Origin of the sequence: Burkholderia cepacia ATCC 25416, assembly GCF_001411495.1 — a bacterium.
GTDB lineage: Bacteria > Pseudomonadota > Gammaproteobacteria > Burkholderiales > Burkholderiaceae > Burkholderia > Burkholderia cepacia.
Map to the genome: position 1 here is coordinate 1 of NZ_CP012984.1, position 15451 is coordinate 15451.

Annotated in this window: 17 protein-coding genes; 6 read left to right on the top strand and 11 right to left on the bottom strand. The window is 63.5% G+C overall.

The genetic code is table 11. The features are described from left to right. Window positions 1–134: 134 nt before the first annotated feature. The 5 genes from APZ15_RS37550 to APZ15_RS37570 all read left to right on the top strand — a co-directional run bounded on the left by APZ15_RS37550 (window position 135) and on the right by APZ15_RS37570 (window position 5880). Window positions 135–3284, top strand: coding sequence for an error-prone DNA polymerase (locus APZ15_RS37550; protein ID WP_027792003.1), 3150 nt, complete (start codon window positions 135–137; stop codon window positions 3282–3284). A 73-nt stretch (window positions 3285–3357) separates the two neighbouring features. Further along, the gene (locus APZ15_RS37555; RefSeq protein ID WP_226113879.1) at window positions 3358–3699 is read left to right on the top strand and encodes an H-NS histone family protein; all 342 of its coding nucleotides are present in this window, start codon (window positions 3358–3360) and stop codon (window positions 3697–3699) included. A gap of 90 nt (window positions 3700–3789) precedes the next feature. Next, window positions 3790–4182, top strand: a complete 393-nt coding sequence (locus APZ15_RS37560) for a DUF2471 family protein (protein ID WP_027792001.1) — start codon at window positions 3790–3792, stop codon at window positions 4180–4182. 218 nt (window positions 4183–4400) lie between these two features. Then, a complete protein-coding gene (locus tag APZ15_RS37565; protein ID WP_027792000.1) occupies window positions 4401–5330 on the top strand; it encodes a tyrosine-type recombinase/integrase in 930 nt (309 codons plus the stop codon). Between the two features lie 70 nt (window positions 5331–5400). Then, window positions 5401–5880 carry a hypothetical protein gene (locus APZ15_RS37570; RefSeq protein WP_027791999.1) on the top strand — a complete coding sequence of 160 codons (480 nt, stop codon included), beginning with the start codon at window positions 5401–5403 and terminating at the stop codon, window positions 5878–5880. A 131-nt stretch (window positions 5881–6011) separates the two neighbouring features. Here APZ15_RS37570 and APZ15_RS37575 read toward each other — a convergent pair whose 3' ends face one another. Continuing rightward, window positions 6012–7814 (bottom strand): phosphoadenosine phosphosulfate reductase domain-containing protein, encoded by a 1803-nt coding sequence (locus APZ15_RS37575; RefSeq protein WP_027791998.1) that lies wholly within the window; start codon window positions 7812–7814, stop codon window positions 6012–6014. 71 nt (window positions 7815–7885) lie between these two features. Further along, entirely contained in the window at window positions 7886–8191 is a 306-nt protein-coding gene (locus APZ15_RS37580; protein ID WP_236849602.1) for a phospholipase D-like domain-containing protein, read from the bottom strand. Window positions 8192–8259: 68 nt separating this feature from the next. On the opposite strand from APZ15_RS37580, the gene APZ15_RS40490 reads away from it, so the two are divergent. Then, the gene (locus APZ15_RS40490; protein ID WP_027791997.1) at window positions 8260–8592 is read left to right on the top strand and encodes a hypothetical protein; all 333 of its coding nucleotides are present in this window, start codon (window positions 8260–8262) and stop codon (window positions 8590–8592) included. Between the two features lie 314 nt (window positions 8593–8906). Here APZ15_RS40490 and APZ15_RS37585 read toward each other — a convergent pair whose 3' ends face one another. The 9 genes from APZ15_RS37585 to APZ15_RS37625 form a co-directional block, all read right to left on the bottom strand. After that, entirely contained in the window at window positions 8907–9317 is a 411-nt protein-coding gene (locus APZ15_RS37585) for a hypothetical protein (RefSeq protein WP_027791996.1), read from the bottom strand. A 214-nt stretch (window positions 9318–9531) separates the two neighbouring features. After that, on the bottom strand, window positions 9532–10005 hold the full coding sequence (locus tag APZ15_RS37590) for a hypothetical protein (RefSeq protein ID WP_027791995.1): 474 nt from the start codon (window positions 10003–10005) through the stop codon (window positions 9532–9534). A gap of 8 nt (window positions 10006–10013) precedes the next feature. After that, window positions 10014–10406, bottom strand: a complete 393-nt coding sequence (locus APZ15_RS37595) for a hypothetical protein (RefSeq protein ID WP_027791994.1) — start codon at window positions 10404–10406, stop codon at window positions 10014–10016. 85 nt (window positions 10407–10491) lie between these two features. After that, a complete protein-coding gene (locus APZ15_RS37600; protein WP_027791993.1) occupies window positions 10492–10953 on the bottom strand; it encodes an outer membrane lipoprotein in 462 nt (153 codons plus the stop codon). Between the two features lie 268 nt (window positions 10954–11221). Beyond that, window positions 11222–12049, bottom strand: coding sequence for a PRTRC system ThiF family protein (locus tag APZ15_RS37605; RefSeq protein ID WP_027791992.1), 828 nt, complete (start codon window positions 12047–12049; stop codon window positions 11222–11224). Further along, on the bottom strand, window positions 12049–12684 hold the full coding sequence (locus APZ15_RS37610; protein WP_027791991.1) for a PRTRC system protein A: 636 nt from the start codon (window positions 12682–12684) through the stop codon (window positions 12049–12051). The genes APZ15_RS37605 and APZ15_RS37610 overlap by 1 nt, the downstream gene beginning before the upstream one ends. Next, complete coding sequence (locus tag APZ15_RS37615; protein ID WP_027791990.1) at window positions 12681–13409, bottom strand: PRTRC system protein B; 729 nt, start codon at window positions 13407–13409, stop codon at window positions 12681–12683. The genes APZ15_RS37610 and APZ15_RS37615 overlap by 4 nt, the downstream gene beginning before the upstream one ends. A gap of 11 nt (window positions 13410–13420) precedes the next feature. After that, a complete protein-coding gene (locus APZ15_RS37620; RefSeq protein ID WP_080982100.1) occupies window positions 13421–14896 on the bottom strand; it encodes a type II secretory pathway protein in 1476 nt (491 codons plus the stop codon). A gap of 5 nt (window positions 14897–14901) precedes the next feature. Continuing rightward, a complete protein-coding gene (locus APZ15_RS37625) occupies window positions 14902–15450 on the bottom strand; it encodes a toxin co-regulated pilus biosynthesis Q family protein (protein ID WP_027791989.1) in 549 nt (182 codons plus the stop codon). Between the last annotated feature and the right edge of the window lies 1 nt (window position 15451).

Sequence of the window (15451 nt, forward strand, 5' to 3'; positions counted from 1 at the left end):
AGACCGTGACGCGCGACTACTTCGTTGCCGAGGACGACCACGGCGTCTGCTACTGGATCTACAAGGAGCGGCCGACAGCCAGCGACGAGAGCGAAGCGCGCTTCTTCCTGCACGGCCTGTTCGGCTGATCCTTCATGGACGCCGGCAGTTTCGGCGCCCTGCCCGCCTACGCGGAACTGCAGGTCGCCTCCGATTTTTCATTCCTGCACGGCGCGTCGCGCGCGGAGGAATACGTCGGCCGCGCGGCGCAGCTCGGCTACAGCGCGATCGCGATCACCGACGAATGCTCGCTGGCCGGCGTCGTGCGCGCGCACGTCGAAGCGAAGGCGGCGAACATGCCGCTGATCATCGGCTCGCACTTCCGGCTGACGGCCGCCGACGGCGCGCTGGCGATCGCGTTCACCGCACTCGCGATGAATCGCGACGGTTACGGCAACCTCTGCGAATTCATTTCGCTCGGTCGGATGCGCAGCAAGAAAGGCACGTACCGCCTAGCGCCGCTTGATCTAGAGCATCCGGAAGCGCCGTACACCCACCTCCGCAGCCTGCCCGACTGCATCGCGATCCTGTCGCCGGACTTCCCGGCAAACGAGCAGCGCCTCGACGCGCAGGTCGAATGGTTCGCACGCGTGTTCGGCGATCGCGCATGGGTCGCGCTGACGCTGCACGCACGCGCGATGGACGACATCCACCGCGGCGTGGTCGAGCGCGTCGCAGCGCGCCACGGCGTGCCGGTGGTGGCCACCAGCTGGCCGCTGATGCACGTGCGGTCGCGCAAGCCGCTGCAGGACGTGCTGACGGGAATTCGCGTCGGCCGACCGGTAACGGAGTGCGGGTACGAGCTCGCGCCGAATGCGGAGCGTCACCTGCGATCGCGCCTGCGGCTCGCCAACCTCTATCCCGCCGGCGCGCTCGAGGAAACCGTGCGTGTCGCGCGACGCTGCACGTTCTCGCTCGACGACCTGAAGTACGAGTATCCGGATGAACTGGTACCGGCCGGCACCGACCCGGCGACGTACCTGCGCGAGCAGACCTACATCGGCGCACGCCGGCGCTTCCCTGCCGGCATCCCGGTTGACGTCCAGGCGCAGATCGAGCACGAGCTGCAACTGATAGCGGAGCTGCACTATGAGCCGTACTTCCTGACCGTCTACGACATTGTGCAATTCGCACGGGGACAGGGAATCTTGTGCCAAGGGCGCGGATCGGCGGCGAATTCGGCGGTGTGCTATTGCCTTGGCGTGACCGAGGTGGACCCGTCCCGCTCCAACATGCTGTTTGAGCGTTTTGTCTCAACAAATAGGGCCGACCCCCCAGATATCGACGTGGACTTCGAACATGACCGTAGGGAAATCGTCATGCAGTACATCTACGGCAAGTACGGCCGCGATCGCGCAGCGCTGACGGCCGCCGTCACGACATACCGGCCGCGCAGCGCGTTGCGCGAAGCCGGCAAAGCACTCGGCGTGGATCCGGCGATCGTCGAACGCGTGGCGAAGCAGCATCACTGGTTCGACTCGCGCGCCGATCTGCTGCAGCGGTTTGCAGAGGCCGGTCTCGATCCCGAAGCGCCGCTGAATCAGCAGTGGGCCGCGTTTGCCGCTCAGTTGCTCGGCTATCCACGTCACCTGTCGCAGCACTCGGGCGGCTTCGTGATCAGCCGCAGCAAGCTCACCCGGCTCGTGCCGGTCGAGAACGCAGCGATGGACGATCGCTCGATCATCCAGTGGGACAAGGACGACATCGAGGCGCTCGGCATCCTGAAGATCGACGTCCTGGCGCTCGGCATGCTGTCGATGGTGCGACGCGCGCTCGACATGATCTCGGAAAAGCGCGGCGAGACTTTCGAGTTGCAGGACATCCCGGCAGAGGACAAACCGACCTACGACATGCTGTGCGACGGCGACAGCATGGGCGTGTTCCAGGTGGAATCGCGCGCGCAGATGTCGATGCTGCCGCGCCTGCGACCGCAATGCTTCTACGACCTGGTGATCGAAGTGGCGATCGTCCGGCCGGGCCCGGTTCAGGGCGGCATGGTCCATCCGTTTCTGCGCCGGCGTCAGGGGCTCGAACCGGTCACCTATCCTTCGCCCGACGTCGAGAAGGCGCTGAAGCGCACGCTCGGCGTGCCGATCTTCCAGGAGCAAGTCATGCAGGTCGCGATGCTCGCGGCCGGCTTCTCCGCCGGTGAGGCTGACCAGCTCCGGCGCGCGATGGCGGCCTGGAAACGCAAGGGCGGCTTGGAGCCGTATCACGAGCGCCTGGTCAGCGGCATGCTCGCGCGCGGCTACGATCACGAGTTCGCCGAGGCGATCTTCGCGCAGATCAAGGGTTTCGGCGACTACGGCTTCCCGGAAAGCCACGCGGCCAGCTTCGCGCTACTCGTCTACTCGAGCGCATGGTTGCGTCGCCACGAACCGGCCGTGTTTCTGGCCGCGCTGCTCAACAGCCAGCCGATGGGCTTCTATACGCCGTCGCAGCTACTGCAGGACGCGCGACGCCGCGGCGTTGAGGTGCTGCCCGTCGACGTCAACGTGAGCACATGGGATTCAGCGCTCGAAGGGCCGACGACGTCGGCGCCCGTGCGGCTTGGCTTCTCGCTGTTGCGCGGCATGCGCGAAGATGTCGCCGGCCGCATCGAGCTCGCACGCGCAGCGCGACCATTCGTCGACGTCGCGGATCTCGCGCGCCGCGCGCGGCTCGATCGGCACGACCTGCAGGTGCTCGCGCGTGCGAACGCTCTTCGCTCACTGGCCGGCGGCAATCGACGCGCGGCGCTTTGGTTGGCGGCCGCCGCAGTCCCTGATCGCGATTTGCTGCGCGGTACCGAGCGCGACGACGCGGTGCCGGCGTTGCCTCAAGCATCGGAGGGCCACGAGATCGTGACGGACTATCGCGCGATGGGCTTTACGCTCGGCCGTCATCCGCTGGCGCTGCTGCGTGAGCGCCTCGCGCTCGATCGCCTGCAGTCGGCCGAGCAGCTGGCAACGTTGCGCAGCGGCCAGCTCGCGCGCGCGTGCGGATTGGTCACGGTGCGGCAGCGGCCGGGCACGGCCAACGGCGTGCTGTTCATGACGCTGGAGGACGAGACGGGCCAGGTCAACGTGATCCTCTGGCCCGGCCTGCTGGAGCAGTTTCGGAAGGAAGCGCTCGGCGCCGCGCTGCTCGCCGTGTACGGCGTGTGGCAGGCTGAAGGTAAAGTTCGGCATCTGATCGCGAGCAAGCTCGTCGACCGGACCGAACTTCTCGGGGCACTGCCCACGACGGCGAGGGAGTTTCGCTGATTTTAATTGGCCGGAGCCGTATGGGCCGCCCAGCGGAGTGAATTGTGAAACTTGACTTACCAGATCGCTCCGTATGCTGGTCGATATCGATTTCCTAACCACGACTGGAGAAATGATGTCGACCTTCCAAGAACTGCTCGCACGGCGAGCTGCCCTTGAAACGGAAATTCAGACCGCCAAGGCAGGAGAGCGCTCGAATGCGCTGAAGGAAGTCAAACGACTCGTGGACGAGTTCGACTTCTCGACGCGGGAGATTTTCGGCACGAGCAAGATTCGGAAGCGCCAGACCGTTCAGCCTCGGTATCGCGATCCCGCGACTGGCGCGACGTGGAGCGGTCGCGGCCGGCCGCCGAAGTGGATTGACGGCAAGGACCGCTCGCAGTACCGGATCGAGGCGCCGGCCACGCACGCTTGAACAGCGCGGCGACACTCGATACATTCAACCTATCTCGCTCGCGGCGGGGATACGCAATCCAGCCCGCCGCGTACCATTCAACGACTCCCCATGAAACCCTCCGATAATCCCGCAATCATGGATCTGGAAACGGACCCGGTGCTGTTCGAACACGCGCTTGAACGAGTCACGGAAGACTTGCGCCGAATCGTGATGTCGATAACGGAGCGCCATTTCAATTCAGGTTTGGTGCCCTCGATCACCTGGCCTGCGCTGCTCGAGATTGAAGAGGAAGCCTTTTCGGACCTTGCATTCCAAAGCCGCAACGAAGCCGCAGTCGTCGCCGCGCTTCCCCGGATCGGGCCTACTACGCTGCCGGGCATCGATCTGAACGGGCTGATCGACTGGCGCCTGTCCGCACGGTGGCTGCCGATCGCTTACGAATGTGTCCGGGACTACCTGTTGACCGCGCGTCCGGCGGCACAACGCGACGACGAAGTGTGAGGCGAACGTTGCCCCAACAGATCGGTATGGCCCGCCACGGGTCTCGTGACCGTAGCCATGGCGCAGAGCCACCGGCGATGCGTCCGCAATGCTCTCACGACGCGCCGGCGGCCGGGTCAGCACTGCTGCCGGACGCCCCCCTCCCCTTGGAGACGAGGGACGCGAATCGCAGATTCGCGTTATGCTTGGGGTATCCAATAATCAGTATATAAGATCGAATGGACGAACCGACTCTCTGGCTGTCGGCACCGACCGAGGCCTATCAGCAGTGGCAGCGCACGGAAGCCGCCGGCGCTGATCGGCGTGCGTTCTCGCCGAGGTCGATCGTCCAGCACGAAGCGATGTTTGAACGCTTCATGCGCCACCTCGCCGCCGCTCATCGGTCGCTGGCCACCTTCGGGCCCGACCACCTCGAATCGTTCTTCGCTGATCTCGATCGCCGGTGCAAACCCGGCACCACGACGCGCCTGCGCTACGAGAAGCTTCTCGACAGGCTTGGCCGACACCTGGTCGACGTCGGCGTGCGCAAGACCAATCCAGCGGCCGCCTATGCGTTGACGCAGAAGTGGCCGGAGGACGAACCGGTCCCGGTGTACTTGCTCGAGGCCGATGATCATCGACTGCAGGCATCGATCCGAGCAATCGACGAACTCGACGATCGCGCGCTGCGGAACCGCGCCATCGTTGGACTATTGCTCTCAACCGGCATTACCGCGCAGGAAATCCGACAGGCGGCCGCCGTCGACCTCGACCTGTCGGCTGCGCGGCCACACCTCCAAATCTCGAAGCGTGGCCCGCGCGAAGCACGCCGGGTCCACGTAGCCGAATTCGCGGTACCGGCGCTCACGCGATGGCGCAACCTGTCTGCGGCCGCCGACAGCTCACTGCTGTTCCCGTCACCCCGTGCTGGTGGACCGATGACCGACGAGATGCTCGGCCGCATCGTTCGAGACGAACTCCTCGCGATCGGCGTTCGGCTCCCCGATATGAGTCCGCGCACGCTGCGGAACACGTTCGCCAGGCGCCTGCTGCTCGCCGGCAGAAGCAACAATGACGTCATGCACCTCTTGGGCCTGACGAGCCAGCGCACTGTGATCCGCATTCGGGCAACGATCCCGACCCAGCCTCAAACGGCACTCCAGACTTGACTTCATCTCCCCCTCGATAGCCTGAAAAAGCCAGCAAGTTCGCTGGCTTTTCGCTATTGGAGCATTCAATATGGACTACGTATCGCGCTACACGGATCTCGTCTACTCCGCCAACGGCGGCATCGCCGTCTGCAGCTACCGGCTGCTCGCGCTCGCGTCCGAACCGACGCAGCTCATCATTCAGGTCGAGAACCACGGCTGCAACAAGGACATCCTGATCACCGATCACATCGTCCGCGACGGAATCCTCAACCGAATCGCCGATCGCGAACTGACGGGCATCCCGTTCGACCTGCTTTGCGTTGCGTTGACCGAAGCCGGCCAACATCACACCGTCTTCGTCGAAGCCGATCTCGAGGACTACATTCATCGCGGATATCCGTATGAGCGATCCGCACAGCCGGCCGCACGTGGCCGGCATATTGAGCGCTTCTCGATCAATTCTCGTGACCTGGTGGTCGGCCGGTCCCGCCTGCAGACCGCGCATGCAACTCCTACGCTCGCAGCCGACAGTCTCGCGGCCATCCTCGACCGGCAGACGTCCGCGTAAGCGCCTAATACGCGGGCGTGTAGCCTCGGCTGGGCATCGCGTACTGAGCCCGATCGCCAACAACAACGAAGGCGACAGGCAGAAAAAAACCCGGTGCAGGCGCACCGGGTTGGGTTCCAAAGTGTCGGGCTTCAGGCCGCCTGTGAGAACAGATCGACAGGCGCCAGGTTCAGCATCGTGAGGTGCTCGGTGTTCGATATCGCGCGGTCGACCAGAAATCGATCAAGCTCCGCCGGCGTCAGGTTGCATCGCTCGGCTAGATTCGCGAAGTACTGTCCACGCTTGGCCATCTCCTGATACCGGCCCGCCATACCTTCCGGAAGCCGAAGAATGCCCTCGTTCAGCCAGAACCGCGCCGACTCCATCCCCGAGTGCTGCTGCGCCTTCACTGACCATCCAGCATCGAAGCTGCACGTCACGAACGCACACGCTGCCTCGACGTCTACCTCGAACTGGTCACTCTCTTCGAAGTAGACGATCTGCTCACCGGACCTCGTGCGTGCATATCGGCTCGGTCGCTCCGGATGGCGGTAGCGATTCCACTGTTCCGCGGCGTAATCCCGAAGTCCATCCGTGGGCACCTCGGCGTCGTACGCGCCGACAAAGAACCACCCGTGATGCGGGATGTCGATCTTCGGCAACGGGTCGAGAACCGGTACATGGTAGCGCCGTCCGTGCCTATGCACGTCAAACCAGACCGAAAGCGCTGGAAACGCGTGCGGCGCATAGTGGTGCATGAAGAGATAAAAATCGATCGCCACCAGCTGCGCTGGCGTGATCATCTCGAACTGCACGTCGCAGAGCGCCCTGTTTTCCGGGGTATCAGGGATCTCGCCGGTAGCCAACGCCGCCTCATGCCGCTCTGCGCGCTCGACCTCAAGCACGTCGAGGGTCAGTAGGTACTGCAGCAACCGGAGCCTCTCTCGATAGGAAAGGACGTCCGGCTTGACCGCCAGGTACCCAGCGTCGCTCAGCTTCCGGCCGACCAGCTCCCGTCGACCGAGATCCCATTGCACCGCGACCAGATAGTTCCGGAAGCGATTTAGCCCTTCCAGATGCTGGTGTGCCGGCTCCTTCACCATCGACTCCATCGAGCGATCTCGCTCGCCCGACACGCAACAGAACGCGCACCCGAATCGGGAGCCGCACGCGGCGCGCGCGCCGCCTTCCCCGAGAATCACGCCGCAAGTTCCCTCGTTTCCCGCCCTGTAGAGATCCGACAAGCGCTGAATCGACGCGGTGGAGATCGGCGACGGAAACGGTCGGGCGGCATCGTCCGCGAAGAGCGAGAGCATCGACCAGACGCAGTCGGTGGACCATTCAGCGATCGGCGAGAACGTGAGGAAGCCATCCGCGTTCCGGACGGGTCTCAACGCATTCTCACTGCGGGCCGTCATCGCCGCCGCACGACTGCCGCTTTCGTCGAACCTGTTGCCGAGTATGGTGACAACTTCGCCACTGCCGCCGGCGGCCGCCGATCGCTCGAGCGCGACGCGCAACCGGGTTTGCGGGTCGACCTTCCAGTCAGCCGCACACGCACGTATCCGCTTCCCGTTTTTCACCCCATTTTCCGGGGTGCGGGGAAGCGTGCCGCGCCCGATCGTTGCGACGACAAACTGCGACGCCAAAGATGGCTTCGCCACGTGCACCGATACCGGCGAGCCAGCGTCCGCATAAGCGTCGCGGATCTCATCCAGCATGGCCTGAAGGTGCCAGTGCATACTCGGATTTTCGATTGTCGTATCCGCACTCGTCACGAAGTGCTCGCGCGACACCTCTGCGCCGGCGCGTCGCACCGCCTCGAGCATGAGGATCGCCGTACACGTCGAATCCTTGCCGCCGCTCAGCGCGTTGGAGACCGTGTACCCCTTCCGAATCAGCGCGACGAGCGAGTCGATCGCGGACTCCATCTTCACCAGAATTTCCGAAAACATGTGCTGCTCCAGTAGCGCAGGAACAGCCCCACGCGGGATCTGTCCCGCGTGGGTTGAGAGGAAGATAACAATCAGGGCGCGCGATACAACTCGCCGCGCGCGGACACCGCTTCCCAGTTCTTCAGGTACGCATCGGCAACACGAGTGTCACCCCGCAACACGACGACGTTCTCCGCGTTGTACCGGGCCGCTTGCTGCGAATAGTTGTAGCTTCCGGTCTCGACGGTCGTGCCGTCGACAACGACATACTTCGAGTGCTGCGCCGGAAAGGCGCTCACAACACGGACGGGGATCCCGGCGTAAGCGAGAGCGCCGAGCGCCGCGCGTCCCCGGCCGCTTCGATCCTCTTCGAGGTTGCTGCGCGCGTCGACGCTCACCGCGACGTCAACGCCGCGGCGCTTTGCGGCGATAAGTCACGCGCAAGCGCTGGGAGGTCTTCCAGTTCGTGTTCGAGCTGGCGACGAAGCCGGCATGGCTGCTATCCGGTGGGCAGCTCGAGGCTGAAGTTGAGGCGGCGCGCGGTGCCGGCGGCCATTTTGATCTGCCGGATGTCTGCGACCACGTCGCGAATGCGCTCTTCGGCTTCACGTCGCAAGGGCCACGTCTCTCGCTCTCGGGCCAGGTAAACGGCCGGCACGAGGTTCATGTGGCCTATGCGCTGTTTCTGGATCTGCCGATTCCTGACTCGGTGCTGGCGGACTACCGCAGCGACGCGAAGCGCTTCCAGTACGACCTGCAGTGGTTTGCCAAGGCTCCAGTTGCCGCCCGCCCAGGCTAAACCAGCGGTTGCGGATTTCTTCGAAAAGCGAGGTGAAGATCGCTTCAGCCGTGCCAGGTTGTCGTACGGTCAAGATCCCGTTGTAGCGGAGGATCGGCATTTCGACGCCACCGCGCGTGAGCGAAATCTCGGTCGTTTCGTAGGCGGACAGCGTTGCGTCGTGAAAAAACACGTGGAATACGTGTGCAAGCGTATCGACGTGGATTGATGCGTCGGGAGTATGGATCGTGTACATCAGTGGTTGTCCTTGCAAAAAGGGGCAACCACCCCATCCGGGCAGTTGCCCCGAATTGGGAGAAAGAGAGGGTGATGCGTCAGTCGATATCGAGCAGGTTCGACACGACCGCTGCGACGGCCCAGGCATGGGAACGCGTCAGCGTCTTGATGCGAATGAGCGGTTGCGTTCGCCAGTGGCCGAAGCCCAAATCTGCATCGCGCCAGACAGTGTCGAGACGCACGATCCACCCTTCCGACTGACCACGCTCGATCGACACGGAACAACGCCGCTTATGCTCATCAGCGACCGGCCATTTGGAAAATGGCTTCCTGCCAAAAACAGCCTCGTTCGCATACATCGCGCGATTGGCAACGGTCACCCATTCCGGCTCGAGCTCGGTAGCACGAAGTGAGTCCTCGATGTATCGAGCGACCTCTTCGACCGTCTTACCTTCGAGTTGGAACGCATCCTGCGACCGCGATACCGGTCGCTCCAGCACTTCAGACATGGAAACCTTAAATAAAAAGGGCCACACCGAAAGGTGTAGCCCTAGATAGGAAGGCGGCCGCCCAGATGGGCGACCGTCAGTTCGAATTAATGCGTGTGGTGACGCAGAGAACGACGTTGGTCGCGCTCCGCCTTACGACCGCGTTCACATGCGACGATGCCGTAGCCGCAGAACACCAGCGTCAGAAGCAGTGCAACAGGACCGAAGTACATATTCATTCTCCGTTCATGGAATCCATGCCAACGACATAAGTTACCACACCGATCACGACCAGCGCAGCGACGTTCATCGCCGCCCAGATCGAGAACTCCGAGATAGCATGCACGTAGCCGACAACACCGACGATCGACGAGACCGTCAGCGTATGGCAGAACCGTCCGAACTGCTGCCGCTGGTCCTTCGACCAGGATGCACGAACCAGCCGCGCGCCCAGTCTCGAGCGCGGCTTTGGCACAAGCTCGGTCACCGACACCACATCGAAGCTATCGGACGTCGCCTGAACTAGCATCGCCTCAAACCCATCCCAGCTAGCCGTGATCGCCGGAGGAGGCTCCATTTCCTTGACCGCGACCAGCAACTCACGCATAGGGACTGAGATGAAAACGATCTGTTCATCCGGATCGTAGGATCCGCGATCAACCACCGATAAGCCCGAAGGAAATTCGACACGAACATCAACGAATTCCATCGCGCCTCCTATCGCCGGTCGCTATCGAGACCGTCCACGAGCCGCAGGCCGCCAAGCAACGCCTGGTAGCCCTCGTCCGTGTCGAGTTGGGCGAGCGGCACGATGTTGTCGCCGCCGCCCGACAGGTCGCGGTGCCCCCGTCGCGTGCGGAACGACACTGCGACATGCTGACGCGACGCCGAATCCGCAACTTCGAGCATCATCCGGCAGGTGCGCAGCGTCACACGGCAGCCGCGGCCTGCCTTCGCCGGTTCGGCCACCACCTCGTGCTCACCCGCGCGCAACCGCAGATCGCGCGCAACATGACGCAGCATTCGCGTCGCATAGTGGGTCAGCGCAGCATCGGACGCGACGCCCGCTGCGCGTCGATCCGCGTACAGAACTTTCGGTACCTTGAACATCTTGCCCTCGAAAAGAAAAAAGCGAGGCCCCTAACGGGAACCTCGCTATCCAGGAAGAATCCGGCCAGGCCGGCGATTGAACGGCTCAGCGCGTGATGCGCATGCCGGAAGAACTGCTGACGAGCATCACGCGATCGCCAGGGGCGAAGCGCTGCTCGTCGGACTGAACGACTACCAACGTGCGTCCGGACACCGTGCGCACGACAACCTCAAATCCGGCGTGACGCGCGAGCGATTCCGACAGCCTCTGCGACACGTAGGCAGCGCCGGCGCCGGCGAGCGCGCCAGCGATATATCGGCCGTTGCCACCGCCGATCGTGCGCGAACCGAGAAATGCGCTAACGCCCGCGCTCAACAACGATGCCAGCCCGGAACGGTCGGACTCGCTGCTGATCGTGACACCGCGCACGCTGACGACCGTGGCCGCCTCGATTTCTCCCGCGCGCTGTACGTCGTAGCGCTGGTAGACGTCTGGAGAACCGAAGTCGTACGAAGCGCACGCGGTCAACGAAGCGAGGAGCAGAACGGAGATGAGAAGCTTGAACATGACGATTGCCTCAAAAAAAGAGGGCAATCGCCCGTCAGGGAAATTGCCCTGACAGGGAAGCCAACACATGGTCGGCGAGAGAAATACGCACCGCAGAGCCGATGCGAAGGGGTCGATGCGCAGACGCGCGAGAAACAGGATCAGTGTAGGCTCGCGCGCCACCAGCAGCGGCCGGAATCGTCGGGAAAACCGCCCCGCTTTCCTCTGGACGAAAAAAAAGCGCCTGCCCGATTACTCGGGAGGCGCTGGTTGAAGTTGTGTTGGCAAGTTACCACGGCATATGCGGATCCATCGGGTCCACGCCCTTCCGACGCCTCGCCTTCTTCGGCTTTGGCGCGTCATACCCGAAGCGCGCCCAAGCCACCGGATCGATGGGCACTGGATTCGTTCTTCCCGTTGCCAGATTCACAAACACTGCGGAGTACGCCAACGACCCCCTCCGATAGAGCGTCCAGAGCAGGTTGAATGCCTGGACCGAAATCGCCTGATTGATGACCAACGACTGCTTGCGCAGCGCGTCGGCCATCGAGCACGATGGCGTGTCGTCGTCCTTGTCGTTCCGCGCGTTCAGCAGGTCCGGGAACAGATCACCCACGTGGGGCAATCTGTCGTGCCGGGCCCGGCCGAGTTCGCCAAGAATGACCTGGCCGCGATCCGTCTCATTGCCGCAGTCGAGGTAGTAATGACAGCTCCCCCGCTTCGCGGCCTGCATAATGGCGTGCCGCGCGCGGCGTGAGTCGACGCAACCCACCACGATATCGGCCACAATACGCACCGATGAGTCGACACGACGCGGCTCCGCAACCCAGTTTGTTCCCATCAGGTTGTTGAGCCGATTCACGAGCAGCAGCGCCTTGTAATGCCCGACGTCATTGGGATAGAACCCCTGCCGCCCGACATTGGTGTCGCTAACCGTGTCGTCGTCGTACACCGTGCACTCGATCCCGCCAGGGTGGCCGAGCTCGATCATGGCGTGATGCAGCCGCGCAAGACTGGGAAGAAACGCGCTCCCAGTCCCGCCTGCTCCAACAACCACGACGCGCCACGGCCGGCGGATCATGTCGGCCGGAATACTGTGAATGATCAACTCGCTCATCACACCACCACCGTCGTCAGCGTGGCCGCCCATGACTCGGGCACGCGTTCGAACTTCTCGAAGATGCCTTTCGCGCAAAGCCGCAGCGCGACCGACGGCGTACGATCGCAATGGCCCAGCACGAATGCAAACTTCACGTCGTGCTGGTCATCCTCATTGTCCGTGCGTGAGAAAAACGCCCGGCCCGTGCCATGGGAATGGCAATCTACTACCAGCCATTCACCGTCTGCCAGTCGCGGCCGCTCATAGACCAGATGCCCCGGCCCGTGCGACAGCGACGGCAACGCAACGATGCGGAACGCACCGGTCTCGCTGTTCCAGACAATCCACGCGCCGACCTCGTTTGGCAGCGCCGCCCGGGCCATCGCATGAAACTCCGCGACGAGCGCGGCAGGAATCTGCCCGCACAAGAGCGCCGTCGTCTCTTCGACCTTCCCGTACGGGACAGCTGTCGAGACTGCGTACTGCGCGATGCGACGCACCACGCGCACCCATGGACGCAGGACTTCGAGATAGACGCCATCCGATGTGATGAGCAGGCGTTCCCCCGAACGCGTCATCGGGACAACGGCCTCCCGCGACGGAACCATCACCGACGGGAAGGACTGTTGGAGAACGGTATCGAGCGGATTCATGCGCCCCTCCCGACTTGGCCGTTGACCAGCTGCTCGAGCGTCCGTCTCATCGGCACCAGCGCGTTGAGAGGAAACGTCTCGCCGAACTTGCCGTCGAGCATGTCGCGCCAGAACGCGTACTCGCCGTCCTTGTACTCGATCCGTTTGCCACCGGCGTTCGGATGCGTGAAGGCCGAATCGAAGAACCCGGCTTCCCAGCCATCGATCGACGCCACATCCACACGCTTAGGAACCTGCGCGCTGCCGATGCAGATCCGGCCCATGTCCCAGGTGTTGAAGTACGGCGGTTCGAACAACGGCGTCTCGCGAACGGGGCGATCGCTGCATGCCACCGCGAACACGCGAAAGCCAAGATTCGAGGCTTGGAACACCAGCCCCGGATGCGGCACAACGGCGCTTCGCTTACCAAGGTTCTCGCATTCGAAGAACACCCGGCGCATCGCTGGCGGACACCACCACGTGACTGCTTCAGGCGACACCCCGAGCACTGTCGCTGGTAGAAACTCCGCCCGCGGTGCGACGTGCTCGGCGAGCTGCTGAAGCGTTTGAACAAGCACCTTCCGGTCGAGCGGCCGACCGGCGCCAATGACGGGTCGACCGCTTTTGCGGTCAGCGATGACAGCGTGGGCTGTCGCAAAATGCGCACCGTCCTTGCTCGTATAGAGCAACAACGCTTGCGACAACGCGACATCCGAACCGGTTCTTCCGGCCGAGATACCAGACATAACACACTCCTTTAAGTGGGTTGACTCACCAGCGCAAGAAGCCGGTCAAGGTGAGTGAGAATTCGAAACGCCAGTGCCAGGTCGGCGTACTGGCGGCGGATAGCCTTCGGAGTCGACGCCAGCCGGGAGAACCCGGTGTAGGTCGTCGCATCGGCCCAGTACGCAAGCACGATCTGGTTGTGATCGTTGACGGCCGGCAGTACGTTCACGAAGTCGCCCGTCGTGATCGTGCCTGGCGTCAGCCCTGGCACACCGCCGGACGTGGCTGTCAGCGAGCCGGACGACGGCGTGGTCGATCGCAGGTAGTCATCGCTCTTGAACGATGCGATCGAGACCGGCAACCCATTGAGGGTCATCTTGGTCATCGTGTTGTCCTGCACCGTGCGGCCGTACTGGTTCAGCGCGTTCACGACCGCGTTCGTGCCGGAGAACGGCGCGTCCGGGCGCAGCACCGACACGCCGACCGAGCCGCCGCCCGTCGCGAGCGACGTCGGGGATGTGAAACTAATCGCGTAGCGCGCGAGGCCTGCGTGCATCGCGTTGAACACGACGTCAGCATTCATACCCGCCTGACTGCCGTTGTTCAATGCAATCTGGAGCGTCCGAACCGTAATCGCCACCTGGCGCGTGGAGATTGCGTTCTCGTGCTTGAGCAGCCTGCCAATGTTGTCGGCCGCGTCCTTGGTGTCGTACACCATCACGAGTCGGCTCTGCGGGTTGACGCTCACGCGCCCCATTGGCGACTTCAGCTTCTCGATTTCCGCCGTGATCGCAGCGATCTGATCGAAGTCGCCTTCGCGACCCGTCGACGTCTGCGCCGAGAACGAACCCGTGTTGCCGCCGGAGCTACCGCCACCGCCGCTACCCGACTGATTGCCGGTCGACGTGTCCATGCCCTTGCTCATCGTCGACTTGATCGACACCTTGCCCGGGATCGCGGCGATCTGGTACATGCGAGTGACGAACCGACTCACGTTGATCGTGCTGCCGTCGAACGACCAGTCGAGCCCCAGGTCGGTCGTCATGTTCCTCATGTACATGCCGGTCTTGCCGGAGAACGCCTGGCGGTAAATCGGCTCTTCGGTTCGCGCGGCGTTGTTCTGCCCTTTCGACTCCGTTTGGCCCGGTACCAGCGAGTCGCGCGGAACGAACACGTCCGGGCTCAGGTGAACCGGATAGCCGGTCGCCGTCGAAATCAGTGTGGCGATCTGCTTGATGCCGAGGTTCGCAGGAAGCGTGACCGTCTTGTCGCGGAACACCGCCGGCAGCGTCGCCTCGTAGGCGAGCGGCACCAGCCGGTCGCCCAGGAACGCGGTCGGCACGTCTTCGACGAGCGCCATCGGCGCCGGCCCCTTGCCAAGCGCGTCGGAGATCGTCCGGTGTGCCGCGTCGTAGCTGTCGTTGACGTCCTGCTGTGTCACGGCGCAGCCGGCGGCCATCAGGGCGGCTGCCATCGCGACCGCGGATTTCATAAGGTGAACACGCATGGTTCTCAGTCCTGGCAGTTGCCCGCGCGTGCGATCACGCGGATGACGTTGTTCGAGTGGCGGCACGCGCGCGTCGGCGTGCGCATGTGGTTCGTCGCCTTCATCACCTGCTGCAGGACGGAGGTGAAGTCGCCAGTGAAAGACGCGTTGAATTCGAGCGGCAGGTCATCGTCGATCTTCCACGCCAGTTGCCAGCCCTGCTGCTGCAGCCAGCGGTCGAGGGCGTCGCGCAGATTCACGTCCGCCGGCGTCACAGAGAAGGTCAGCGTGCCGCTCGCGGCAGTTGCACCCGCGCCCGGCGACTCGACAGCCGCGACGTCTGTCGACAGCGCGGGCGGGCTGGTGCTCGGCGGCGCCTGCAGCGACTGCTCCCGCTTTATGCTGTCGGCCGCGGCCGGTGCCGCTTTCGGCGCCGATGCGAGTACCTGCCAGCCATCCGCGTCGATCGAGCTCGTCGCTGCTTGGGGTGTCGCAGTCGCCGCGGCGCTCAGGGCGGCCAGCGTTACCGCTACGATCGCGCGTGCTCGCGCCTGCTTCGAATGTGTCTTCTGCATG